This window comes from Rudaea sp. (genome assembly GCF_036560865.1).
In the GTDB taxonomy this organism is placed as follows: Bacteria; Pseudomonadota; Gammaproteobacteria; order Xanthomonadales; family Rhodanobacteraceae; genus Rudaea.
Window position 1 is genome coordinate 1 of record NZ_DATBQK010000091.1, and the last position, 22,991, is coordinate 22,991.

The following is a 22,991-nucleotide window of genomic DNA, read 5'->3' on the forward strand; positions in this document are numbered from 1 at the left end:
ATACGCGGTCATCGCCAGCGTGCGCGGAATCGGCGTCGCCGTCAGCACCAGCTGATGCGGCACTTCCAATATCCGTTCGTCCTGAGCCTGTCGAAAGACGCGGCCCTTGTCGCGCAGGGCCAGACGCTGATGCACGCCGAAGCGATGCTGCTCGTCGATGATCGCGAGACCGAGGCGGTCGAAGGCGACGCCTTCCTGCATCAACGCATGCGTGCCGATCGCGATCTGTGCGGAATCCTGCAGCCGCGCCAGCGCCGCCGCACGCGCCTTGCCCTTGAGCTTGCCCGCCAGCCAGACGATGTCGACCCCGAGTGGAGAAAGCCACTTGTGGAAATTGATAAAATGTTGCTCGGCAAGGAGTTCGGTCGGCGCCATCAACGCGGCTTGCCGGCCGGCCTCGACGGCGGTCAGCGCGGCCAGCGCGGCGACGACGGTCTTGCCCGAGCCGACATCGCCCTGCACGAGGCGCAGCATCGGCGTCGCCGCACCCAGGTCGCGTGCGACTTCGGCCGCGACACGCCGCTGTGCACGTGTCAAAGCGAACGGCAATTGCGCGAGAAAGCGCGCGCGCAATTTACCGTCGCCGCGCAGCGTAGGCGCCGCATGTTCGCGCAGCCGCTTGCGCAAGCGCTGCAGACTCAGGTGCTGGGCAAGCAACTCCTCGAAGGCGAGACGCTGCTGCGCCGGATGCGCGCCGAGCGCGAGTCCGGCTACGTCGGCATCCGGCGGCGGCCGATGCACGTAGAGCAAGGCGGCGCGCAGGGATGACAATTTGTTCGCTGTGCGCAACGCTGACGGAATCAATTCCAATGCCTCGTCCTGCGGCAGCTGCATCAGTGCGCGCTGGACCAATCCGGCGAGTCGTTTCTGGCCCAGGCCTTCGGTGGTCGGATAGATCGGGGTCAGACGCTCCTCGACCGCGCTCGCCGCATCGTCCGCCAGACGCTGGTATTGCGGATGCACCATTTCCAGACTGTGCGCGCCATGGCGAACTTCGCCGAAGCAGCGCAGACGCGTGCCGATCGCAAGCTGGTTCGCCTGCGCGCTATTGAAGTGGAAAAAACGCAATAGCAGCGTCTGCTGCGACTCGTCGCCAATCGCGATGCGCAGTTGCGGGCGAAAGCGGAAACCTTTTTCGATCGCCTCGACGCGGCCTTCGACTTGCGCCGTGTCGCCCACGCGCAGATCGCGGATCGCGGTGATGCGCGTCTTGTCCTCGTAGCGCAGCGGCAGATGGAACCAGAGATCCTGCAGCGTGCACAGGTGCAGACGCTCGAGCGCCGCCGCGAGCGCCGGACCGACGCCGGGCAGCGACGCGGCCGGCGTCGCGCCAACATCGCCGGCGGTAGCAGCGCTAGCGTCGCGTTTCATTTGTAACTTGCCGTTGTTGGCTCACCTCTCCCGCTGGCGGGAGAGGTCGGCGCGCGCAGTGCGCCGGGTGAGGGTGGCGCAACCTGGGCCGGCAAGCGCCCCGCTGACGCCACCCTCATCCGCCTTCGGCACCTTCTCCCGCTGGCGGGAGAAGGGAATAGAGCTGAACGTTGCATGCAAAGTTATTTGCGGAACGGCGCGCTAGCGGATGTCGCCACCGGCCTGCCCGAAACTGCGATCGCAAATCAATCGATCACAGCGATCGCATCGATTTCGACCTGCGAGTTGCGCGGCAGCGCAACGACGCTGATCGTCGAACGGGCGGGGAATGGTTCCGAAAAATATTCCTTCATCACGCCATTGACCGCGGCGAAATTGCCCAGATCGGTGAGATAAATGCCGACGCGCGCAATCTGCGCAAACGTGATGCCCGCGGCGGCGCACACAGCCTGCAGGTTGTCGAACACGCGCCGCGTCTGCGCCGCGATATCGCCTGTCACCAGATCACCGGTGGCCGGATCGAGCGGCGTCTGCCCGGACAGATAAATCGTGTTGCCGACGCGCACGGCCTGCGAGTAAGGACCGATCGCCTTGGGCGCGTTGTCGCTGTGGATGATCTGGCGGGGCATGGGGGTTCCTGAAGACGGGGAGACGGGGAGACGGGGAGACGGGGAGACGAATAGACGGTAAGGCGATTAGACGGCACTGCACCTTCCGAAGTAAACAGCTCCGGGGAGACGGAGAGACGGGGAGACGGGAGACGATTGGACGGCACTGCGCCTTCCGAAGTAAACAGAGTGGGTTCCAAGCCAGCGATTAAGAGCCAATCCTGTGGGCCGGCAAGTCGAGAGCGGAAGGCATGCCCTGCGTCCCCGTCTCTCCGTCTCCCCGTCTCCCCGTCTCCCCGTCTACCATCCCCTCACGGATACCGATACACCCCATGCACCACGCCCGCGCGGCGCACGCGGTTCATGACTTCGTCGAGGTGCTTGCGGCTGCGCACTTCGATCGTGAACATCAGGGTCGAGGTGTTGAGGTCGCGCTCTTGATATTCGACGTTCTCGATATTCGAATCGACGGCGGCGATCGCAGCGGCGATCGTGGCGAGCACGCCGGGCTTGTTCTCCACGACGATGCGCAGGCGCGCGCGATAGTCGCCGGAAACCTCGCGGTCCCAATCCATCGCGATAATGCGCTCCGGCGTCTTGCGATACTCGGCCGCGTTCGGGCAATCGGTGCGATGCACGACGATGCCCTTGCCTGCCGACAAATAACCGAATATCTCGTCGCCCGGCACCGGATGACAGCATTGGCCGAAGCTGAGCACGCCGCGTTCCTTGCCGGTGATCAGCACTTTCTCCGCGTGCCGCTTGACCTTCGGCGTGCGCGCCGCATTCTTCGCCAGCGCGGTCGCGACCTGGTCGGGCATACGGTTGCCGAGTGCGATGTCGGCAAGCAGTTCCTCCAGGCGCTTGAACTTCGCCTCGGCGATATAGCGGTCGAGCGTCTTCAGCGGAATCGAGTCGAGCGAGACGCCCTGCGCCTCGAGCGCTCGATCGAGCATGCGATGGCCGAGTTCGACGGCATCCTCGTGCTGCAGATGTTTGAGGCTGTTGCGGATCGCGATGCGCGCGCGCGCCGACACCACCCACTCGAGCCATTGCGGATGCGGCTGCGCCGAGGGCGCGGTGATGATCTCGACCGCCTCGCCCGAATTGAGGCGCGTGCGCAGCGGCACGAGTTTCTTGTCCACGCGCGCCGCGACCGCGTGGTTGCCGACATCGGTATGCACGAAATAGGCGAAGTCGAGCGTGGTGGCGTTGCGCGGCAGGGCAAAGATCTTGCCCTTGGGCGAGAACAGGTAGACCTCGTCCGGGAACAAATCCACTTTTACATTTTCGAGAAATTCCGCCGAGGACGACGACTCACGCGACTGCGTCTCGACCAGGCCGGCGACCCAGTCGCGCGCGCGCGACTGCGCCGCGTTCGCCGGCTCGCCGGCGTTCTTGTACACCCAGTGCGCGGCGACGCCGCGTTCGGCGCCCTGATCCATGTCCTCGGTGCGGATCTGGATTTCCACCGGCGCGCCGAACGGCCCGAACAGCACCGTGTGCAGCGATTGATAGCCGTTGGCTTTCGGAATTGCGATGAAGTCGCGGAAACGCCCGTCCAGCGGCTTGTACAGACCATGGATCGCGCCGAGCGCGTGATAGCACTGCATGGTCGCATCGACGACGACGCGCAGGCCGTAAACGTCCATGACCTGGGCGAAGGTTTTGTGCTCGTCGTGCATCTTGGTATAGATGCTGTACGGCGCCTTGATCCGGCTGACGATACGATGCTTGATCCCTTCGCCGGTCAGGCGCGTCGACAGCGCCGCCTCGATCTTGCCCATCGCTTCGCGGCGGTTGCCGAGCACGCTCTTGATGCGCGCGTCGATCACGCGATGGCGGGTCGGGTACAGCGCGCGGAATCCCAGATCCTGCAGCTCGGACTTGAACTTGTTCATGCCCAGGCGTTGCGCGATCGGCGCATAGATATCGAGCGTCTCGCGCGCGATGCGCCGGCGCGAGGCGGGCAGCATCGCGCCAAGCGTGCGCATGTTGTGCAGGCGGTCGGCGAGCTTGATCAGGATCACGCGCAAGTCGCGCGCCATCGCCAGCAGCATCTTGCGGAAACTCTCGGCGGCCGCGTCCTGCAGGCTGCGGAATTTCACCTTGTCGAGTTTGGTGACGCCGTCGACGAGTTCGGCTACTGTCGCGCCGAATTGCGACTCGATTTCCGCGCGCGGTAGCGGCGTGTCCTCGAGCGTGTCGTGCAGGATCGCGGCGATGATCGTTTCCGCGTCCATGCCCAGGTCGGCGAGAATCGCCGCGACCGCGACCGGATGCGTGATGTAGGGTTCGCCGCTCTTGCGCGTCTGCCCGGCATGCGCGTGCGCGCCGGCGAAATAGGCCTGGCGCACGCGCGCGACCTGTTCGGGCGGCAGATAAGTGGAGAGGCGCTGTTCGAGCGCCAGCACGTCGGCAGGGACTACTTCCTGCAGCGCCGTGCTCATAGGACTTACTCCGCTACGCGAACTCGGAGATCGAACACCACGTCCGGCGCGCCGGGAGAAAAACGGCGACGCAAGCTCCCGCTGGCGGCGCGTTCGTGCGAACGGCGCTGGTTATCGATGCAAATCGAGGAGCGCCGTTGCATGCCGATCACAGATCGTCGCCGACCTTGGAAAGATCGTCGTCGACTTCGGCTGCGGCCCACTCCAGTGCCTCGCGCTCGGCCTTTTCGCGCGCCTGGCGGTCGACTTCGTCGATCAGTCCCTGAGTGACCTTGCGCCCAGCGATTTCGCGCAGCGCGAGGACGGTGGGTTTGTCGTTCGTGCTCTCGACCATTGCGTCGGCGCCGTTGGCCAGCTGGCGCGCACGCTTGGTGGCCATCAGCACCAGTTCGAAACGGTTGTCGACTACTGCGAGGCAGTCTTCTACGGTGATACGTGCCATGAAAAACCTCAAAAATCCGCAAACGGGGCGGAATTGACTGGAAAATCTATGAAAACTTCCGGACCAGTCCAGAAGTTTCCGCAGGCAGCGCCTGCCCCGGATCCGATCCGGACGCCCGCTGCGTAACGGGGCGAGCAAGCGCTTGATTCAGCGAAAGCGGGTCAGGGATTGGCCGGACTCAATGCGTCCGGAGCCCAGGACGGATAGCTTCAAACCATCCTTATACCAGTGGCATTGTATCGTCGGCCGATGGTGCAGCGCAAACCCGCCGCATGAACGCAGCCGCCGAACTGAACCGGGACTGTACATCGCTTGCCTTGAGAGCGTGCCAGCGCGCCCCAAAGTGGGTTAGCCTTGAGTTACGTAAACAGGGAATCGGCGGCGAATGCGGCGGTGCACACATTCCGCCTGCTTCGCTCGCCGCTGCTGGATCGCCAATCGATGTTGAATTTGCCCATGCCCCAATCCCGCATTTTCCTGATCGCCCTCCTTGCCGTCCTGTTCGCCGGCTGCGCGATGCCGATGCCGCGCAAGGACGATCCCTACGAAAATTTCAACCGCAAGATGTACGCGTTCAACGATTTTACCGATCGCGTAGCGATTCGCCCGATCGCCGTGGGCTATCGCAAGGTGACCAACAACACGGCACGGCGGCTGGTCAACAATTTTTTCGCCAACATCGAATCGCCGATCACGATCGCCAACGATCTGCTGCAGGCCAATGCGAAAGAAGCATTTACCTCGACCAGCCGCCTGGCCATCAATTCGACAGTCGGCATCCTCGGTCTGTTCGATCCGGCCAGTGAAATGGGGATCGATGCGCACGCAACCGATTTCGGCGTGACCTTGGCCAAGTGGGGCGTGCCCGAAGGGCCCTACCTCGTGCTGCCGCTGCTGGGCTCGATCAACGGGCGCGACATTGTCGCCTTCCCGATCGACAGCTTCATTTTCGATCCGCTGTCCTGGTACGCGCGCTCGCATAACATGAAACTCGAGGCGCAGTATCTGCCGACCGCAGTCTACCTGATTTCACTGCGCTCGAGCGCGATCGATGCCGAAGGCCTGCTCGAAGGTGTCTACGATCCCTACGTGTTCTATCGCGACGCCTATCGCCAGCGGCGTTTGTACAAGATCTATCGCGGCAATCCGCCGCCCGAGGCGATCCAGTCACTGCAGGGTGTGGACGACGTTGACGTCGACAAGTTGCTGCAGGAGCAGGAAAAGTACGAGCAGAAGCCGAAGCCCGACGCGCAGCCGCACAAGGGCTGACGGGGCGGATCGAATCCGAGGGAAATGCGCAGATGCGAATCGCTCGCCTGCGACATCGCCGCAGGCACGCGGCTAGGCGGCTTCGAGTCCCAGCAGACGCTCCACGTCACACAGTCGCGCAAGGTTGGCCAGCGCCGGTGGCGCATGACGATAGGCCAGGGTCGCGCCGCGTGCATGCGCCTGCGCGGCCCATGCGATCAACACCGCCAGCGTTGCGCTGTCGGAATCGGCGAGTCCTGCGAGGTCCAGATCGATCGTCTTGCCCGTCGCGTCGCCCTGCGGCGCTGCGCGCAGCGCCTGCGCCGCATTGCCGAACGAGATCGCACCGCTGACGGCGAACGCGCCTTGTGCATTCGCGGTCAGCGCGAAACCGTCGCTCACTTTTTGACGCCTTCGGAATCCATCGTCTCCAGCGCCTTGGCGCCCTGGGTTTCCAGACGCGTGGTCAACGCGTCCAGACTCGATTTCTGGATTTCCGCCGAGACCTGGTTGCGGTAGTTGGTGACGTAGGAAATACCTTCGATGATCACGTCGTAGGCTTTCCAATCACCGCTCGCGGTCTTGCGGAACGCATAATCGACGGGCACGAGCTTGCCGTCGTCGAGCACGACCTGGGTGCGCACGAGGGTGCGTTTTTCGTTGAGTTCGCCCTGCTGCGGCAACACGCGCACACGCCCTTCGGTGTACTTGAGCAGACCTTCGGCATAGCGGTGGGTGATCGAGTTGTACATTGCATGGGCGAAACGCACGCGCTGTTCCGGCGTCGCCGTGCGCGCGTTCTGGCCGAGCACGAGGATCGAGGCGTAGTCGATGTCGAAGTGCGGCAGGACGATGCTGTCGATCGCCTTGAGCAGGGATTCGCGATCCTTCGACAGTTCGGCGCGGCGCGCCTCCATGGTCTTGCCCAGATCGTCGACCAGGGTCTGCACGACCTGATTCGGCGTAGGCGTGTCCGCGTGCGCCGGAGTCACTGCCGCAAGTGCGAGTATACAAAGAAAGGAGTATAAAAAGCGCATTTTGTCAACCTTCGATGATGGTGGGTCGATGGCGCGATGACGCGCCTATTTGCCGCCGTCTGGCTTGGCCGCGGGCGGCGGCGTCGGTTTGTTGGTTGAAGTGTCCGCAGCGGCCTTGTCGCCCGGCTTGCCAGCGTCGCCACCGACCAGATATTTGCCGATCAACTCCTCGAGCTGCACCGAGTTCTGCATCAACACGAACTGGTCTCCGTTTTTGAACACGTCGGGCGAACCGCCGGGCTGGATGGAAACGTACTGGTCGCCCAATAAACCGCTCGTGAATATGGCGGCGGACGAGTCGTCGGGTATCTTGTTGAAACGCTTGTCGATCGACAGGCTGACCAGGGCCTGCAGCTTGTCCGGCTCGAGTTCGATGCTGCTGACCGTACCCACGCGCACGCCCGCGAGCTTCACCGGCGCGCGCAGCTTGAGCTGGCCGATATTGGTGTACTCGACCTTGAGCGTGTAGCTGTCGCCCTGACTGTAGTTCGCCAGCGAGGTCGTCTGCGTCGCCAGATAGGCGAGCGCGGCGAAACCGAGCAGGATGAACAGACCGGTGCCGATCTGGAAGGATTGTCGTTGTGCCATTGTTAGCATCCATCATTCGTCAAAAGCATTTACACGAAGAACACGAAGAATACGCACGAAGAACACGAAGGATGCGATAAGAGATGAACTTCGTTTCCTTCCCAGCTTAACGTCGCGCGCCCTTGCCACCAGTCTCCAGCAGCTACATCAATTCTCTTCTTCGTGTTCTCCGTGTTCTCCGTGGTTCAGTCTCTTGTGGTTCAGTCTTCAAGCTTTACATCAAAAACGCGGTCATCACGAAATCGAGCGCGAGCGTCGCGATCGCGGAGAACACCACCGTGCGCGTGGTCGCGTAGGCCACGCCTTCGCTGGTCGGTGCCGTGGTGTAACCCTGGAACGTCGCGATCAGGGTGCAGACCGCGCCGAAGGCGACGCTTTTCCATACGCCGTTGATCACGTCTTTCCAGACATCCACGCTCGAAGTCATGTTCGACCAGAATGTGCCGTTGTCCAGGCCGAGCCAGTTCACGCCGACCAGGTGCGCGCCGAAAATACCGAGCGCGTTGAATATGCAGGCGAGTAACGGCATCGCGATGATGCCGGCGATAAAACGCGGCGCGACGACATAGGCCAGCGGATCGACCGCCATCATCTCCATCGCGTCGATCTGATCGGTCGCGCGCATCAGGCCGATCTCGGCGGTTATCGAAGTGCCCGCGCGCCCGGCGAACAACAGCGCGGTCACCACCGGCCCGAGCTCGCGGTACAGCGACAGCGAGACGACCGTGCCGAGTGCCGCGGTGCCGCCGAAAATCGACAGCACGTAATACAGTTGCAGGCCGAGCACCATGCCGACGAACAGGCCGCAGGTCATGATGATGGTCAGGCTCATCGCGCCGACGAACCAGATCTGGCGGACCGTTTCCTTGAAATGGCCGAAGCTGCGCGGAATCGCCGCCAAAATGCGGAACAGGAAAATGCCGCAGGCGCCGACCTGCGCGATGCCTTCGGCGAAACGCGACGGCGACTGATTCGACGGAGAATTGCGCACAGCGCTCATGCCAGCCCCAACTGCGTCGCGTAGTCCGGCGCGGGATAGTGGAACGGCACCGGGCCATCGGCCTCGCCGGTGAAGAATTGTTTGGTCCACGGCGTTTCGCCGCGGCCGAGTTCCTCCGGGCTGCCATGCGCGGCAATCTTGCCGCCGGCCAGCAGATAGATCTGATCGGCCACCTTGCTCACGGCGGCGAGCTCGTGCGCGACCAGGATGCTGGTGATGCCCAGGGTCTGGTTCAGGGTGCGGATCAATTTCAGAATCTGGTTGAGCGCGATCGGATCCAGGCCGACGAAGGGCTCGTCGTAAATGATCAGCATCGGATCGCGCACGATCGCGCGCGCAAGGGCCACGCGCCGAATCATGCCGCCGGAGAGTTCGTTCGGCATCAAGTCCGCCGCACCGCGCAGACCGACCGCCTGCAGCTTGGTCAGCACGATATTGCGCACCAGTTCCTCGGGCAGGCGCAGGTGCTGGCGCAGCGGAAACGCGACATTCTCGAACACGGAAAAATCCGTGAGCAGGGCCGAATTCTGGAACAGATAGCCGATCTTCTCGCGCAGCGCGAACAGCGCCTCGCGGCCGATGCGCGCGACGTTCTTGCCGTCGACAATGATTTCGCCCGCATCCGGCGCAAGCTGGCCGGTGATATGGCGTATCAACGTGGTCTTGCCGGTGCCGCTCGGACCCATGATCGCGGTGATGCCGCCGCGCGGAATATCCAGATCCACGCCGGCGAAAATCGTCTTGCCATTGAGCACGGTGGACAGACCACGAATCTGGATCAACGCGTCGCTGGCGGATGGTTGCGGCTGGGAACTCATGCATCACGCGGAAAACAGCGCCGCTGCGGCGCCGGGAAGACAGCTACCTTACCCTATGCGTGCCGCGCAGCGTAGCCTGCGGCGGTCTGCGGTTAAGCGCGGCGTCAGGCGCGCTTATGCTTCCTTGAGCAGGTCGGCGAGCAGGGCTGAGTAACGCTCGCGCTGCTGCACGGCGCGCAGCTGGCGCGTAGTCACGATCGCGCCCAGGTCGGCGAGCGCGACGGCGAAATCGTCGTTGACGACCAGATAATCGAACTCCTGCGCATGCGCGATATCCGCACGCGAATCGGCCAGGCGCCGGCGGATCGTCGTCTCGCTGTCGGAGGCGCGCGCGCGCAGGCGCCGTTCGAGCTCTGCGCGCGACGGCGGCAGGATGAAAATGCTCACCGTATCGGCCATCCGCTCGCGCACCTGGCGCGCACCCTGCCAATCGATTTCCAGCAGCACGTCCTTGCCCTGCGCCAGCACGCGCTCGACTTGCGCGCGCGCGGTGCCTTTGAGGTCGCCGTGCACCAGCGCGTGCTCGAAGAACTCGCCGCCCTTGATCATCTCCTCGAACACGCCGCGCGAGACAAAGTGGTAATGCACGCCGTCCGCTTCGCCCGGCCGCGGCAGGCGCGAGGTATACGACACCGACAGCACGATGCCCGGTTCGCGCTCCAGCAGCGCCCGGGTCAGGCTGGTTTTGCCGCCACCTGAAGGCGCCGCAACGATGTACAAGGTTCCGCTCATGCAGCAGCCCTGTTATGAACGCGATTCAGCACAGCAATGAAGTTGGCGACGGTAATCATATGACGTCAGTTGCGATAGACGCCGCGGCGGTGGCCGACACGCGCGATTTCGACGATCACCAGGTCGTCATCGACCGTATATATCACTCGGTAATCGCCTTGACGTATCCGGTAGGATTCTTGCCCAGCCAGCTTTTCGCTGCCGGGCGGGCGAGGATTTTCGCCGAGTGCATGGATGCGTCGTAAGATACGGCGCGTTTCCACCCTTGGCAGGCGCGCCAACTCTTTCGCGGCGGAGCGTCTGATGCGTACTTCAAATACGGCCATCGGCCTTCAGCATGACAAGCAATTCTTCATAGCTGATGGTTTTCTCGCTGGCACGCTCGGCGATGATGGCAAGATCTGCCTCATCCTCGCGCAGCGACTCGCGTACTGCATTGGAGACGATCTCGGAAATCGAGCGACGCGTATCCGCAGCCTTGAGGCGCAGCGCTTTGTGCAAATCCTTGTCGAGATAGATCGTGGCGCGAGTGGTTTCGGCTTGCATGACAGCACCTGAACGTTTTGACGTTTTGTCACTATAGCACTATTCGATATTCTGTACCTGCTCGCGCATCTGCTCGATCAACACCTTCAATCCCACCGCGGCCTGGGTGGTGCGCTGGTCGACCGACTTGGAACCGAGCGTGTTCGCCTCGCGGTTGAATTCCTGCATGAGAAAATCGAGGCGGCGGCCGACCGCGTCGGGCAGCGCGAGCACGCGCCGCGTTTCGGCGATATGCGCGGACAGGCGATCGAGTTCCTCGTCGACATCGATGCGCGAGAGCTGCAGCACGAGTTCCTGTTCGAGCCGGCCGGATTCCAGGCGCGCACTGTCGAGGCCCTGCGTGATCTCGGCGAGTTTCGTCTCCAGGCGTGTGCGCAAGGCGCTGCGGATATCCGGCAGCCACGTGCGCACGTTGTCGACCGTGCGCGCAATGCCGTCGAGCCGATCGCGCAGAAACACGCCAAGGCGCTCGCCCTCGCGCTGGCGCGTTGCGACCATGTCGGCGAGCGCGACATCGAGCAGGTCGAGCGCGGCCTGGCGCAAGCCTTCCTGATCGACTTCCTCGCGCTTGAGCACGCCGGGCCAGGCGAGCAGGCTCGCGAAATCGGTGGTGAGTTTCGGAAAGCGCTCGGCAAAAGCCGCCGCGGCCGCTTCGAGCTTGTCGAGCACCTGATCGTTGACCTGAATCTCCGCGGTCGCCGCATCGCTGGCGCGAAAACGCAGATTCACGTCGACCTTGCCGCGCGTGAGCCTGGCCGCGACGTGCTCGCGCAGGGCCGTTTCGATCGCGCGCAGTTCGTCGGGCAGGCGCGGGTTCAGTTCGAGATAGCGATGATTCACCGAGCGCAATTCGAAACTCAGCGCGCCCCAAGGCGTGTCGGTTTCGGCGCTGGCGAACGCGGTCATGCTGCGGATCATGTTCGGGGGTCGCGAATATCGGGGCGCGCAGTATGCCATTTTGGGGAGATGGGAGACGGGGAGACGGATGGACGAAAGACGGAGAGCATGCTGTTCCGTCTTCCCGTCTTCCCGTCTTCCCGTCTATCCGTCTATCCGTCTTCCCGCCCCCGCACGCCCAACTGCTAAACTTCTTCACCCATCACGGAAATCTCCGCATGACCACTTTCTCCCGTCCCAGCGGCCGCGCCGTTGATCAGCTGCGCGCCGTCAGCATCGAACGTCACTACACGCGCCATGCCGAAGGCTCGGTGCTGATCGCGTTCGGCGACACGCGCGTGCTGTGCACCGCGAGCGTGGAAGAGAAAGTACCGCCGTTCCTGCGCGGCAAGGGCGAAGGCTGGATCACCGCCGAATACGGCATGCTGCCGCGTGCAACCAAGGAACGTACCCAACGCGAAGCCGCACGCGGCGGCCAGGGCGGGCGCACCATGGAAATCCAGCGCCTGATCGGCCGCGCGCTGCGCGCCTGCGTCGATCGTGCAGCGCTCGGCGAGCGCACGGTCACTCTCGATTGCGATGTGCTGCAAGCCGACGGCGGCACGCGCACCGCAGCGATCACCGGCGCCTACGTGGCGTTGGCCGATGCGGTCGCGTGTTTGATGAAGCGCGGCGCATTGAAGAAGAGTCCGGTCGTCGGCGCGGTCGCCGCGGTTTCGGTCGGCGTGTTCCGCGGCATACCGGTGCTCGATCTGGATTACCCCGAAGACTCCACCTGCGACACCGACATGAATGTGGTGATGAACGACGGCGGCGGCTTCATCGAGCTGCAAGGCACGGCCGAAGGCCACGCCTTCCGTCGCGAGGAACTCGACGCCCTGCTCGTCCTTGCGCAAAAAGGGATTAGTGAACTTTTATGCTTGCAGCACGAGGCGCTGACGCGTGCGTAAAGTGGTGCTGGCGAGCAGCAACGCGGGCAAGCTCGCCGAAATGCGTGAAATTCTCGCCTTAACCGAGATCCAACTGGTCGCACAAAGCGAACTTGGCATCGCCGATGCGCACGAGACCGGCACGACCTTCATCGAAAACGCGTTGCTCAAGGCGCGTCATGCGGCGCAGCTTTGCGGTTTGCCTGCGCTCGGCGACGACTCCGGCATCTGCGTCGATGCGCTGAATGGCGGGCCCGGACTGTACTCCGCGCGCTACGCCGATACGCACGGCGACAGCGCGGCGAATATCGCCAAATTGCTTGCGACGCTGAGCGACGTGCCGGAATCGCTGCGCGGTGCGCATTTTCATTGCACGATCGTGCTGCTGCGCAGCGCCGACGATCCCGCGCCGCTGATTGCCGAGGGGCTCTGGCACGGCCGCATCCTGCATGCAGCGCGTGGCAACAAGGGCTTCGGCTACGATCCGGTGTTTTTCGATCCCGCGCACGGCGCCGCAGGCGAACTCGATCCAGCGCTCAAGAACCGTATCAGCCATCGCGGTCTGGCACTCGCGCGCCTGCGCGAGATGCTGCAGAGCCAGTAAGCGTGCCTTCCCCTCTCCCGCTTGCGGGAGAGGGCAGGGTGAGGGAAAGTTTGCGCATGCGTCACAAGATCGCCAACGCTCGCGCTCTGCGCCAAACCTCGACGGATGCAGAACGACGGCTGTGGTATTTTCTTCGCAATCGTCAGCTCGGCGGACATCGATTTCGCCGTCAGGTGCCGCTCGGACGATATATCGTCGATTTCGCCTGCATGGAAACATATTTGGCCATCGAATTGGATGGAGGCCAGCACAGCGAGCAGCAAGATAGCGATCTCGCACGCACCCGGTATTTGGCGCGCGGAGGTTTTCGCGTCCTGCGTTTTTGGAATGATGACGCGCTGTTGCGGACTGATATCGTGCTTGAGCAAATTCTTGCAGCCTTGAGAGAGACTTCCCCTCACCCCGGCCCTCTCCCGCCAGCGGGAGAGGGGGAACCGCGATGACGCTGCCCCCGCTGTCACTCTATATCCATATCCCGTGGTGCGTGCGCAAATGCCCGTACTGCGATTTCAATTCGCACAATGCGCCGCAAAGTCTGCCGCAGCGCGAATACGTCGAGGCGCTGCTGAGCGACCTGGATCAGGACTTGCCATTGGCGCAGGGGCGACCGCTGACGAGTATTTTCTTCGGCGGTGGTACGCCGAGCCTGTTCGCGCCGGAGAATATTGCGCGCATTCTGGATGGTGTCGCGCTGCGGCTCGATTTCGCCACTGCGATCGAGATCACGCTGGAAACCAATCCCGGCACCGTCGAACACGGCAGTTTCGCCGGCTACCGCCGCGCCGGCGTGAACCGCATCAGTTTCGGCGTGCAGAGTTTCGACGATCAGGCACTGTTGCGCATTGGTCGCATCCACGACGCCGCGCAGGCCGAGCGCGCGATCAAGCAGGCGCAGGATGCGGGCATCGAAAATCTGAACCTCGATCTGATGTATGCGCTGCCACAGCAGACGCTGGATGCCGCGTTGCGTGATGTGGAAAAAGCAATAACGCTGCAAACGCCGCATTTGTCGCATTATCAACTGACCCTGGAACCCAACACGGCCTTCGCCGCGAATCCGCCGCCGCTGCCGGACGAAGACAGCGCCTGGGACATGCAGGAAGCCTGTCAGGCGCGTCTGGCCGACGCGGGGCTGGCGCAGTACGAGGTGTCGGCCTACGCAAGACCGGGGCGCGAATGCACGCACAATCTCAATTACTGGCGCTTCGGCGACTATCTCGGCATCGGTGCGGGCGCGCACGCGAAGCTCACGGGAGTCGGAAACCGGGAGCAAGCGCAAGATCCCTCCTCCGACTCCATATCTCAGGCTACCGGCTACCGGCTACCGGCTACCGAGCTCCAAATCCGCCGGCGCTGGAAACTGCGCGCGCCACGCGGGTATCTCGAACACGCGCATAGTGCCCGGCGCATCGGCGGAGACGACCTCATTGCAACCGACCAATTGCCGTTCGAGTTCATGCTCAATGCGCTGCGCCTGAATGGCGGTGTCGCGCTGACGAATTTCGAGGCCACGACAGGTTTCGGCGCCGAGTTGATCCAGCCGCAACTCGCGCAAGCGCAGGCGCGCGGTTGGCTCGACGTCGATACGGGTCATGTGCGCGCAACAGAACTCGGCCGGCGTTTTCTCAATGATGTCATCGCCTCGTTTCTCCCGCGCGACCGCGCGCCGCATACACATGGGGGACCTCCGCATGCTTGAGTCGTGTCGTTTCACGAACCATCCATGGTGCGTGGTACCGGCCTCGACATCCCTGAGTCGCTCGCCGGCGCGAGCTGCGCTTCAACGCAGCTCGCGTCAAATCCCCGCTCGCCCACCACATGCTTGAATCTGTCGTCATCCATTGCCCCTACTGCGGCGAAGGCTTCGAGACCAGCGTCGATCTTTCCGCCGGCTCGCAGAGCTATGTCGAAGACTGCGCGGTGTGCTGCCGCCCTATCGAAATCGCGCTGCGCGTGGACGATGCGGGCGAACTGCTCGGCATCTCGACTGCCACCGACCGCGACTGAAGCGAGCGCAGCACAAAGCAGTTGCAGGCGTACCTAGCGACCTCTAGACTGCGCGGCGTCGCAGGTGCCTCGCGTTGATCACTCAACGCAGGTGAAACGGGAAGCCGGTGAGAGACCTCAACTCCGGCGCTGCCCCCGCAACGGTAAACAAGTCTGCTCGAATTCGAGAGCAAGGCCGGTCATCCAGCCACTGCGCAAGCGGGAAGGCGACCGGATCGATGCACCCGCATCGCTTGTGAGCCCGGAGACCGGCCTGCGGTATCAGCTCAAGGCGTTGCGGCGGGCAACGGACGGGCGTGCCGTCAGCCGCGTCGCCGCTACCGCACTCTCCTTCCGAACCCACAGCAGCCTTGCCGTCACAGCGGGTGCGCGTTCGGAGACTACAATGCGACAAAATTCCGTTTTATCTTATTCCACTTTATTTTCAATCATCGGCTGCGCCGCAATCGGCTTTGTGCCGAATGCTTATGCGCAAGAAACGGTCATGCAACCGACCATCGAAGTCACCGCATCGCGCGTGGCCGAGACCGTCGACGCGAGCCTGGCCGACGTGAGCGTCATCACGCGCAAGGATATCGACGCGAGCAGCGCGCCGGATCTGATCGACCTGTTGCGCCTGCAGGCCGGCGTCGACCTCTACCGCACCGGCGGTGCGGGCGAACAAACCAGCGTGTTCCTGCGCGGCACCAATGCCAATCACGTGCTCGTGCTCATCGATGGCGTGCGCGTGGCCTCGGCAAATACCGGCGCGTTCGCGTTCGAGAACCTGCCGCTCGACGCGGTCGAGCGCATCGAGATCGTGCGCGGTCCGCGCGCGAGCTATTGGGGCTCCGATGCGATCGGCGGTGTGATCCAGATCTTCACGCGCAAGCTCGACGGCGCGCACCTCGCCGCGAGTTACGGCAGCTATCGCAGCGCGGACGGCAGCGCGGGTTACGGTGTACGTTCGGATACGGGCGGCTTCAGCGTGCTGGTCGGCGTGCGCCATGTCGGCGGGTTTTCGGCGACGAATCCATCGATCTGCAACGGCCCCAACGATCCGTACTGCATCTACAACCCGGACGACAACGGTTTCCAGAACCACAACGTCGTGGCGCAGGGCGACTATTCGATCGGCACGCAGAAGTTATCCGCCAGCATGTTCCGTAGCGCAGGCACGCAAAGTTTCGACAACGGCGCGGCCCCGGGCATTTCTCACACGCTGGATCAGGCGATCGGCGCCAACCTCGAAGGTCCGCTGACCGCCAGCTGGTCGCAGCGTCTGTCGGTCGGCAGTTCACGCGAGAACATCGTGACGCCCGCGTTCCTCGACGCGTTCCGCTCCACGCGCGAACAGCTTTCCTGGACCAACGACCTCACCCTGTCCGCCACCCAGCATCTGGTCGCCGGCATCGATTTCAATCACGACCGCGGGGTCAGCATCGACGACTCCGGCTTTGGCGCACCGTACGATATGTCGCGCGATAATAGCGGTGCGTTCGCCGGTTGGCGCGTCACGGACGGCGCGTTCGACAGCGAGCTGTCCGGCCGCTACGACCACAACAGCTCGTTCGGCAGCGCGTTCTCCGGATCGATCGCTGGCGGCTACCGCGTCGCCGACGATCTGCGCCTGAGCGCAAGTTACGGCTCCGCGTTTCGCGCGCCGACCTTGAACGAACTCTATTCGCCGGGCTACGGCGGCTATTACGCAGGCAACCCGTTGCTCAATCCCGAGCGCTCGCACAGCGGCGAAATTGGACTGGACTGGCGCATCGACGACGCCAACCATCTCGACGCGCACGCGTTCACGACACGTGTGCACGACTTGATCGACTTCTCCGGCGGCAGCCTGTTCCAGGCGATCAATATCGAGCATGCGGCGATCGACGGCGTCGAGGTCAGCCACGCCTGGCACGACGCTACGTGGTCGTGGAGCAATACGCTGACCCTGCAGAATCCGCGCGACCGCGATACCGGCACGCAACTGCTGCGCCGGCCGAAGCAGAAATTTTCCAGCCTGCTCGAAACAAGCCTCGGCGAACGCGCACATGCCGGCATCGAATTTGCCACGAGCGGACGCCGCGCCGACGTTGGTGACGTGACGCTCAGCGGCTATGCGCTGGTCAACCTGCGCGCGAATTACGACCTGAATCCGGCGTGGAAACTCGGCGCGCGCCTGGAAAACCTGTTCGATCGCGACTACGCACTGGTGCACGGCTACAACACGCCGGGGCGTTCGGGCTATATGACCATCAGCTGGCAACCGCAGGGCTGACGAGCGCAACCGCAGGACGGCCGATCGACGCAGGATCGGCCGTCTGCGTCGATCGGCCGCATTTGAGGAATGCATCCGCAGAGTGCGCGTTTTGCGGCACAATGGGTTTCCACGATTTCATCCAGGCCGCCATGTCCGACCTTCTGGCCCAACTCTACCCGGATCATCTCGCCACCCTGAAGCAGCGCGCCGATGCGGCGCTCGCGCGCGGCGGTTTCGATCATCTCGTCATCGCAGCAGGCGCTGCGCGCTACCAGTTTCTCGACGACCGGCCATACCCGTTCGCGGTGAGTCCGCAGTTCAAGGCCTGGCTACCGGTGACCAAGGCGCCGGGTTCATGGCTGGTCTACACACCGGGGAACAAGCCCAGACTCGTCTATCTGCAGCCGCACGATTACTGGCACGTGGTACCCGATGCGCCAGCCGGCTACTGGGTCGAGCACTTCGATATCGCGATTATCCGCAAGCCCGAGGAAGCGCTCGCGCATCTGCCCAAGGATAACGCGCGTTGCGCAGTCATCGGCGAAGACAATGCCGCGCTCGAAGCATTCGTGCCGAACAATCCACCGGCGGTGGTGAATTACCTGCACTATCACCGCGCCTACAAGACCGACTACGAGCTGGCGATGATGCGCGTCGCCTCGCGTTTGGGCGCACGCGCGCATCGCGCGGCCGAAGACGCGTTCCGCACGGGCAAGTCCGAATACGACATCAATACGGCCTATCTCAATGCCGTGCACGAAACCGAAAACGAGTTGCCCTATTCCAATATCATCGCCCTCAACCAGCACAGCGCGGTGCTGCATTACACCGAGTTGAACCGCGCGCCGCCGGCGCACGCCGATTCGTTCCTGATCGACGCGGGCGCGAGTTTTCATGGCTACGCCTCCGATATCACGCGTACCTACGCTGCGAAACAGGCACCCGAGTTCCAGGAACTCATCGACGCAGTCGATACCGCGCAGCGTGGATTTGTGGAAAAGGTGAAAAAAGGTACCGACTACGCCGATCTGCATATCCACGCGCATCATGTGCTGGCCGGCATCCTGCGCGATCAGGACTTTGTGCGCATGAGCGCCGAGAGTGCGGTCGAGTCCGGCGTATCCGGCGTGTTTTTCCCGCACGGCCTTGGCCACCTGATCGGCCTGCAGGTGCACGATGTCGCCGGCTTTGCGAGGAATGAGGCCGGCGACACGATCGCCAAGCCCGCCGGGCACACGTATCTGCGCCTGACGCGCACGCTCGAGCCGCGCATGGTGACGACGATCGAGCCCGGCCTGTATTTCATCGACATGCTGCTGGCGCAACTCAAGGCCCGGCCGGAAAGCCAGAGTATCAATTGGGACAAAGTGGACAAATTCCGCCACTTCGGCGGCATCCGCATCGAGGACGACGTGGCCTGCACCGACGGTGCGCCGGAAAATCTCACGCGCGATGCGTTCGCATCGTTGAACTGACAACCCATGCTGGACGCCCTGCTGCTATCGCGTATCCAGTTCGGGTTCGTGATCTCGTTTCATATTCTGTTTCCGGCGTTCAGCATCGGGCTTGCCTGGTGGCTGGTCTTCCTCGAAGCCTGCTGGCTCAAGCGCGGCGGCGACTTCTGGCGCGATCTGTATTTTTTCTGGATGAAAGCGTTTGCGGTCGCCTTCGGCATGGGTGTGGTATCGGGCATCGTGATGAGTTTCCAGTTCGGCACCAACTGGGCGCGCTATTCCGAACTGGCCGGCAACATCGTCGGTCCGCTGCTCAACTATGAAGTGCTGACCGCGTTCTTTCTCGAAGCGACTTTTCTCGGGGTGATGCTGTTCGGCTGGAACAAGGTCAGCCATCGCACGCATTTCTTCGCGACCTGCATGGTTGCGGTCGGCACGCTGATCTCGAGTTTCTGGATCATCGCCGCGAACAGCTGGATGCAGACGCCGGCCGGATACACCGTGCATGACGGCGTGTTCGAACCGGCCGATTGGTGGGCGATCATTTTCAACCCCTCGTTCCTGTACCGGCTCCCGCATATGGTCTTGGCCGCGTTCATCACGACCGCATTCGTGGTCGGCGGAGTCGCCGCGAGCTATCTGCTGCGCGACCGCCATCGCGAGCAGGCGCAGGCGATGCTGAAACTCGCACTCGCGTTTATCGCGATCACCGTGCCTGCACAGATCTTTGTCGGCGATCTTTCAGGCCTCGCTGTGCGCGAATACCAGCCGGCCAAGCTCGCCGCGATCGAGGCGCGCTGGGATACCGAACGCGGCGTGCCGCTGACCCTGTTCGCCTGGCCCGACGAGGAAAACGAACGCAATCGCTTCGCGCTCGATGTGCCGCGGCTCGGCAGTCTGATCCTGACCCATTCCTGGGACGGTGAAATCAAGGGACTCAAGGATTTTCCCGTGCGCGATCGGCCGCCGGTGAAACCGCCGTTCTTTGCATTCCGCATCATGGTCGGCCTCGGCTTCCTGATGCTCGGCCTCGCCGCAATCGGACTCGCACTGTGGTGGCGCGGGCGCCTGTTCGCGTCGCGCTGGTATCTGCGCGCCTGGCAGATCATGTTGCCGAGCGGATTTATCGCGCTGCTGACCGGCTGGTATGTGGCCGAGATCGGCCGCCAGCCGTGGGTCGTGTACGGCCTGCTGCGCACCGCCGACGCGGTCAGTCCGGTTTCGGCCGGCAGCGTGCTCGCGTCGTTGCTCACTTTTGTCTTTGTGTACTTATTCCTGTTCGGTTTCGGCGTGTGGTATCTGGCCCAGCTGCTGCGCAAGGGGCCGCAGCCTGCGCCGGCGCATGTTCCGGCACGCGCGCAAACGCCGGCGCGACCGCTGTCCGCGGCCGACCTGGATGCGGATTAGCCGATGACCGACCTCGCCACCGTGCTGCCCGTGATCTGGTTTTTCGTGATCGGCTTCGCCGTGCTGATGTACGTGCTGCTCGACGGTTTCGTGCTCGGCATCGGCATCCTCGCGCCGTTTGCCGACGACGAGCATCAGCGCGACCTCATGATGAACACCGCCGCACCGATCTGGGACGGCAACGAAACCTGGCTGGTGCTCGGCGGCACCGGACTGTTCGCCGCTTTCCCGAAGGCGTACGCACTGATCCTGAGTTCGCTGTATCTGCCGGTGCTGCTGATGTTGATCGCGCTGATCTTCCGCGGCGTCGCGTTTGAGTTCCGCTTCAAGGCCGAGCAGGCGCGCTGGCTGTGGGGCACGGCATTTCATCTCGGTTCGATCGCCGCCGCATTCGCGCAAGGGCTGATGCTCGGCGCAATCGTCGAGGGCATGCCGCTGCAGGGCGGCAAGTACCTCAGCGGCGCGTTCGCGTGGTTCAGCCCATTCTCGATGCTGACCGGCGTCGCGGTGGTCTTCGGTTATGCGCTGCTTGGCGCGACCTGGCTTGTGCTCAAGACCGATGGCCGCCTGCAGCGCATCGCGTTCGATCTGACCCGGCCGCTGATGCTCGCGGTGATCGCGTTCATGCTGCTGGTGAGCGCGTGGCTGCCGTTCCTGTCCTCGGGCCTGATGCAGCGCTGGTTCACCGGCGCGAATTTTCTGTACCTGTCACCGGTGCCGCTGCTCGCTGTGTTGAACGCAGCCCTGCTCTGGCGCGCCGTGCTGCGCAATCACGAGCTGCAGCCGTTCGTGCTGTCGCTGTGTTTCTTCGCGCTGGGCTTTCTCGGCCTCATCGTCGGCATCTGGCCGAACATCGTGCCGCCCACGCTGACGATCTGGGATGCTGCCGCGTCGCCGTCCAGCCAGTCCTTCGCCCTGGTCGGCGCGCTGGTCATGCTGCCCGCCGTCGTTGCCTACACGATCTACTCGTATCGCGTATTTCGCGGCAAGGTTCGCGCCGGGGAAGGCTACGCGCACTGACCGGCGCCGGAACCGTTCGTCCTGCATGCGATAATCGCCGCATATGAGCGTCAGTCTGGAAAGCACGCCCGCAACGGAACGCAGCAGCCTGCTTGCGCGCCTGCGCCTGCTCGTGCCACTGCTGTTTCTCGCGGTTACCGGCTGGCTGCTGTGGCACGAACTCGGCAGTCAATTCGACTTGCCCGAAATCCAGCGCACCCTGCTCGACGTGCCGACCCTGCCCGCGATCGGCATTGCGATTCTCGCCCTGGTCGGCGTCGCATTCACCGGCTTCGTCGATGGCGCCATCGGCGGCTGGCTCAAGCTCGGCCTGCATCTGCGCGATTACCTGCGCCTGTCCTTCGTCGCCAATAGTCTGGCCAACATTCTCAATCTCTCCGGTGCGATGGGTGCGGGCATCCGCTTGATGGCGCTAACCTCGCACAAGGTGAGCCTGCCGCGCGCGGCCGCGATGATCGGCATGCAGGCCCTGTCGCTGCCGCTCGGCCTTTCCCTGCTGGTGATCTTTACCCTCGCCACGGGCGCCCTGCCGCTGACCCCGGGCACGGCGCAACACACGATCGCCTATCTCGTGCTGACCGCGGCCGCACTTTATCTACCTTTATACTTTTTCCTGACCACGCGGCGCGCGCTGATGCGCTGGCTGCCGCACGATCTGGGCCTGCCGCCGCTGCGCCTGAAGGTCGAACTCGCGCTGATCTCGCTGCTCGACTGGATGCTCGCCGCCGCGACGCTGTGGGCGTGCATGTATCTGTCCGGCGCGCATGTCAAACCCGGACTGATACTCGGCGCGTTTGCCGGCGCGGCGGTGCTAGGTCTGGTCAGCCAGGTGCCCGGCGGCCTCGGCGTATTCGACGGCCTGATCCTGATCGCACTCAAACAGGCCGGCTACGATCCGCCGGTGATCCTCTCGGGCCTGCTGCTGTTCCGCATCGCCTACTACCTGCTGCCCCTGCTCGTCGGCCTCTACGTCGGATCGGAGATGTTCACCCAGAACTCCGCACTGATCCGACGCCTGCGCACGCGCCTCGGCAGCCATCCGCTGTTCGGTCTGCTCGGTCTGCCCGCGGTGCTGCTCGCCGATCTGGGCACACGTTTGCTTGCGATACTCACGTTCGGCGCGGGCGCGCTGTTGCTCGCCTCCGCGGCGATGCCGTCGGTAGTTGAGCATATCGAACAGGTGCGCGCGCATCTGCCGATCTTCTTCGTCGAAGGCTCGAGCTGGTTCAGTACATTGACCGGCGTGTTGTTGCTCGGGCTCGCACGCGGAATCGACGGTCGCCTGCGCGTCGCCTACCGTGTGACGATGTGGCTGTTGCTGATCAGCGCGGGCCTCGCGGTGACCAAGGGTCTGCATTTCGGCGAAGCGCTGTTCCTGCTCGCGGTCGCCGTGCTGCTGCGCACGCGCAAGCGCGTGTTCACGCGCCGCGCGACGACGCTCACCTCGGCAACCACGCTCGGCTGGTACGCGGGCCTGTCGATCTGCGTGCTCGTGTTCTTCGCGATCGGCGTGGCCCAGGTGCTCGGCGACGACTCCTTCGACCTGTTCTACTTCGGTTTCGGCGAACACACCTCGCGCGTCGGCCGCGGACTCGTC

At 63.5% G+C, this 22,991-nt stretch carries 24 protein-coding genes and 1 riboswitch; of the genes, 11 read left to right on the forward strand and 13 right to left on the reverse strand.

Features of this window, described 5'->3' with window-relative positions; translation table 11 throughout:
• The 4 genes from VIE67_RS09470 to rpoZ form a co-directional block, all read right to left on the reverse strand.
• A partial coding sequence (locus VIE67_RS09470; protein WP_332025565.1) for an ATP-dependent DNA helicase RecG occupies positions 1–1,371 on the reverse strand: 1,371 nt, incomplete at its 3' end.
• Positions 1,372–1,616: 245 nt separating this feature from the next.
• The gene (locus tag VIE67_RS09475; protein ID WP_332025567.1) at positions 1,617–2,000 is read right to left on the reverse strand and encodes a RidA family protein; all 384 of its coding nucleotides are present in this window, start codon (positions 1,998–2,000) and stop codon (positions 1,617–1,619) included.
• 290 nt (positions 2,001–2,290) lie between these two features.
• A complete protein-coding gene (locus VIE67_RS09480; protein ID WP_332025569.1) occupies positions 2,291–4,429 on the reverse strand; it encodes a RelA/SpoT family protein in 2,139 nt (712 codons plus the stop codon).
• Between the two features lie 148 nt (positions 4,430–4,577).
• Positions 4,578–4,871, reverse strand: a complete 294-nt coding sequence (gene rpoZ, locus VIE67_RS09485; protein ID WP_332025571.1) for a DNA-directed RNA polymerase subunit omega — start codon at positions 4,869–4,871, stop codon at positions 4,578–4,580.
• Between the two features lie 456 nt (positions 4,872–5,327).
• Between rpoZ and VIE67_RS09490 the strand changes: the two genes are divergently transcribed.
• Complete coding sequence (locus tag VIE67_RS09490; RefSeq protein ID WP_332025573.1) at positions 5,328–6,140, forward strand: MlaA family lipoprotein; 813 nt, start codon at positions 5,328–5,330, stop codon at positions 6,138–6,140.
• A gap of 72 nt (positions 6,141–6,212) precedes the next feature.
• Here the strand turns inward: VIE67_RS09490 and VIE67_RS09495 are convergent, their stop codons facing one another.
• The 9 genes from VIE67_RS09495 to VIE67_RS09535 form a co-directional block, all read right to left on the reverse strand.
• Complete coding sequence (locus VIE67_RS09495) at positions 6,213–6,521, reverse strand: STAS domain-containing protein (protein ID WP_332025575.1); 309 nt, start codon at positions 6,519–6,521, stop codon at positions 6,213–6,215.
• A complete protein-coding gene (locus tag VIE67_RS09500) occupies positions 6,518–7,156 on the reverse strand; it encodes an MlaC/ttg2D family ABC transporter substrate-binding protein (protein WP_332025577.1) in 639 nt (212 codons plus the stop codon). Before VIE67_RS09500 ends, VIE67_RS09495 begins: the two co-directional genes overlap by 4 nt.
• Before the next feature lie 45 nt (positions 7,157–7,201).
• On the reverse strand, positions 7,202–7,744 hold the full coding sequence (gene mlaD, locus VIE67_RS09505) for an outer membrane lipid asymmetry maintenance protein MlaD (protein WP_332025579.1): 543 nt from the start codon (positions 7,742–7,744) through the stop codon (positions 7,202–7,204).
• 214 nt (positions 7,745–7,958) lie between these two features.
• The gene (gene mlaE, locus VIE67_RS09510; RefSeq protein WP_332025581.1) at positions 7,959–8,744 is read right to left on the reverse strand and encodes a lipid asymmetry maintenance ABC transporter permease subunit MlaE; all 786 of its coding nucleotides are present in this window, start codon (positions 8,742–8,744) and stop codon (positions 7,959–7,961) included.
• Complete coding sequence (locus VIE67_RS09515; protein ID WP_332025583.1) at positions 8,741–9,562, reverse strand: ABC transporter ATP-binding protein; 822 nt, start codon at positions 9,560–9,562, stop codon at positions 8,741–8,743. Before VIE67_RS09515 ends, mlaE begins: the two co-directional genes overlap by 4 nt.
• 114 nt (positions 9,563–9,676) lie before the next feature.
• Entirely contained in the window at positions 9,677–10,294 is a 618-nt protein-coding gene (gene gmk / locus VIE67_RS09520) for a guanylate kinase (protein ID WP_332025585.1), read from the reverse strand.
• 65 nt (positions 10,295–10,359) lie between these two features.
• Positions 10,360–10,620, reverse strand: a complete 261-nt coding sequence (locus VIE67_RS09525) for a type II toxin-antitoxin system RelE family toxin (RefSeq protein WP_332025587.1) — start codon at positions 10,618–10,620, stop codon at positions 10,360–10,362.
• Positions 10,607–10,840: an RH3 domain-containing protein gene (locus VIE67_RS09530; protein WP_332025589.1), complete on the reverse strand. Its 234-nt coding sequence runs from the start codon at positions 10,838–10,840 to the stop codon at positions 10,607–10,609. Before VIE67_RS09530 ends, VIE67_RS09525 begins: the two co-directional genes overlap by 14 nt.
• A gap of 39 nt (positions 10,841–10,879) precedes the next feature.
• Positions 10,880–11,758, reverse strand: coding sequence for a YicC/YloC family endoribonuclease (locus tag VIE67_RS09535; RefSeq protein WP_332025591.1), 879 nt, complete (start codon positions 11,756–11,758; stop codon positions 10,880–10,882).
• 197 nt (positions 11,759–11,955) lie between these two features.
• On the opposite strand from VIE67_RS09535, the gene rph reads away from it, so the two are divergent.
• The 10 genes from rph to VIE67_RS09585 all read left to right on the forward strand — a co-directional run.
• Positions 11,956–12,687 (forward strand): ribonuclease PH, encoded by a 732-nt coding sequence (rph, locus tag VIE67_RS09540; RefSeq protein WP_332025593.1) that lies wholly within the window; start codon positions 11,956–11,958, stop codon positions 12,685–12,687.
• Positions 12,680–13,270 (forward strand): RdgB/HAM1 family non-canonical purine NTP pyrophosphatase, encoded by a 591-nt coding sequence (rdgB, locus tag VIE67_RS09545; RefSeq protein ID WP_332025595.1) that lies wholly within the window; start codon positions 12,680–12,682, stop codon positions 13,268–13,270. Before rph ends, rdgB begins: the two co-directional genes overlap by 8 nt.
• Before the next feature lie 56 nt (positions 13,271–13,326).
• Positions 13,327–13,713, forward strand: coding sequence for an endonuclease domain-containing protein (locus VIE67_RS09550; RefSeq protein WP_332025597.1), 387 nt, complete (start codon positions 13,327–13,329; stop codon positions 13,711–13,713).
• On the forward strand, positions 13,710–14,969 hold the full coding sequence (gene hemW / locus VIE67_RS09555; protein WP_332025599.1) for a radical SAM family heme chaperone HemW: 1,260 nt from the start codon (positions 13,710–13,712) through the stop codon (positions 14,967–14,969). The genes VIE67_RS09550 and hemW overlap by 4 nt, the downstream gene beginning before the upstream one ends.
• A 119-nt stretch (positions 14,970–15,088) precedes the next feature.
• Positions 15,089–15,277, forward strand: coding sequence for a CPXCG motif-containing cysteine-rich protein (locus VIE67_RS09560; protein ID WP_332025601.1), 189 nt, complete (start codon positions 15,089–15,091; stop codon positions 15,275–15,277).
• A 45-nt stretch (positions 15,278–15,322) separates the two neighbouring features.
• Positions 15,323–15,548: riboswitch (cobalamin riboswitch) on the forward strand.
• Between the two features lie 213 nt (positions 15,549–15,761).
• Positions 15,762–17,531: a TonB-dependent receptor domain-containing protein gene (locus VIE67_RS09565; protein ID WP_332025603.1), complete on the forward strand. Its 1,770-nt coding sequence runs from the start codon at positions 15,762–15,764 to the stop codon at positions 17,529–17,531.
• A gap of 131 nt (positions 17,532–17,662) precedes the next feature.
• Complete coding sequence (gene pepQ, locus VIE67_RS09570) at positions 17,663–18,988, forward strand: Xaa-Pro dipeptidase (protein WP_332025605.1); 1,326 nt, start codon at positions 17,663–17,665, stop codon at positions 18,986–18,988.
• Between the two features lie 9 nt (positions 18,989–18,997).
• Entirely contained in the window at positions 18,998–20,374 is a 1,377-nt protein-coding gene (locus VIE67_RS09575; protein WP_332025611.1) for a cytochrome ubiquinol oxidase subunit I, read from the forward strand.
• 3 nt (positions 20,375–20,377) lie between these two features.
• Positions 20,378–21,394, forward strand: a complete 1,017-nt coding sequence (cydB, locus tag VIE67_RS09580) for a cytochrome d ubiquinol oxidase subunit II (RefSeq protein ID WP_332025607.1) — start codon at positions 20,378–20,380, stop codon at positions 21,392–21,394.
• A 43-nt stretch (positions 21,395–21,437) separates the two neighbouring features.
• Positions 21,438–22,991: lysylphosphatidylglycerol synthase domain-containing protein (locus VIE67_RS09585; protein WP_332025609.1), on the forward strand; the 1,554-nt coding region annotated here is incomplete at its 3' end.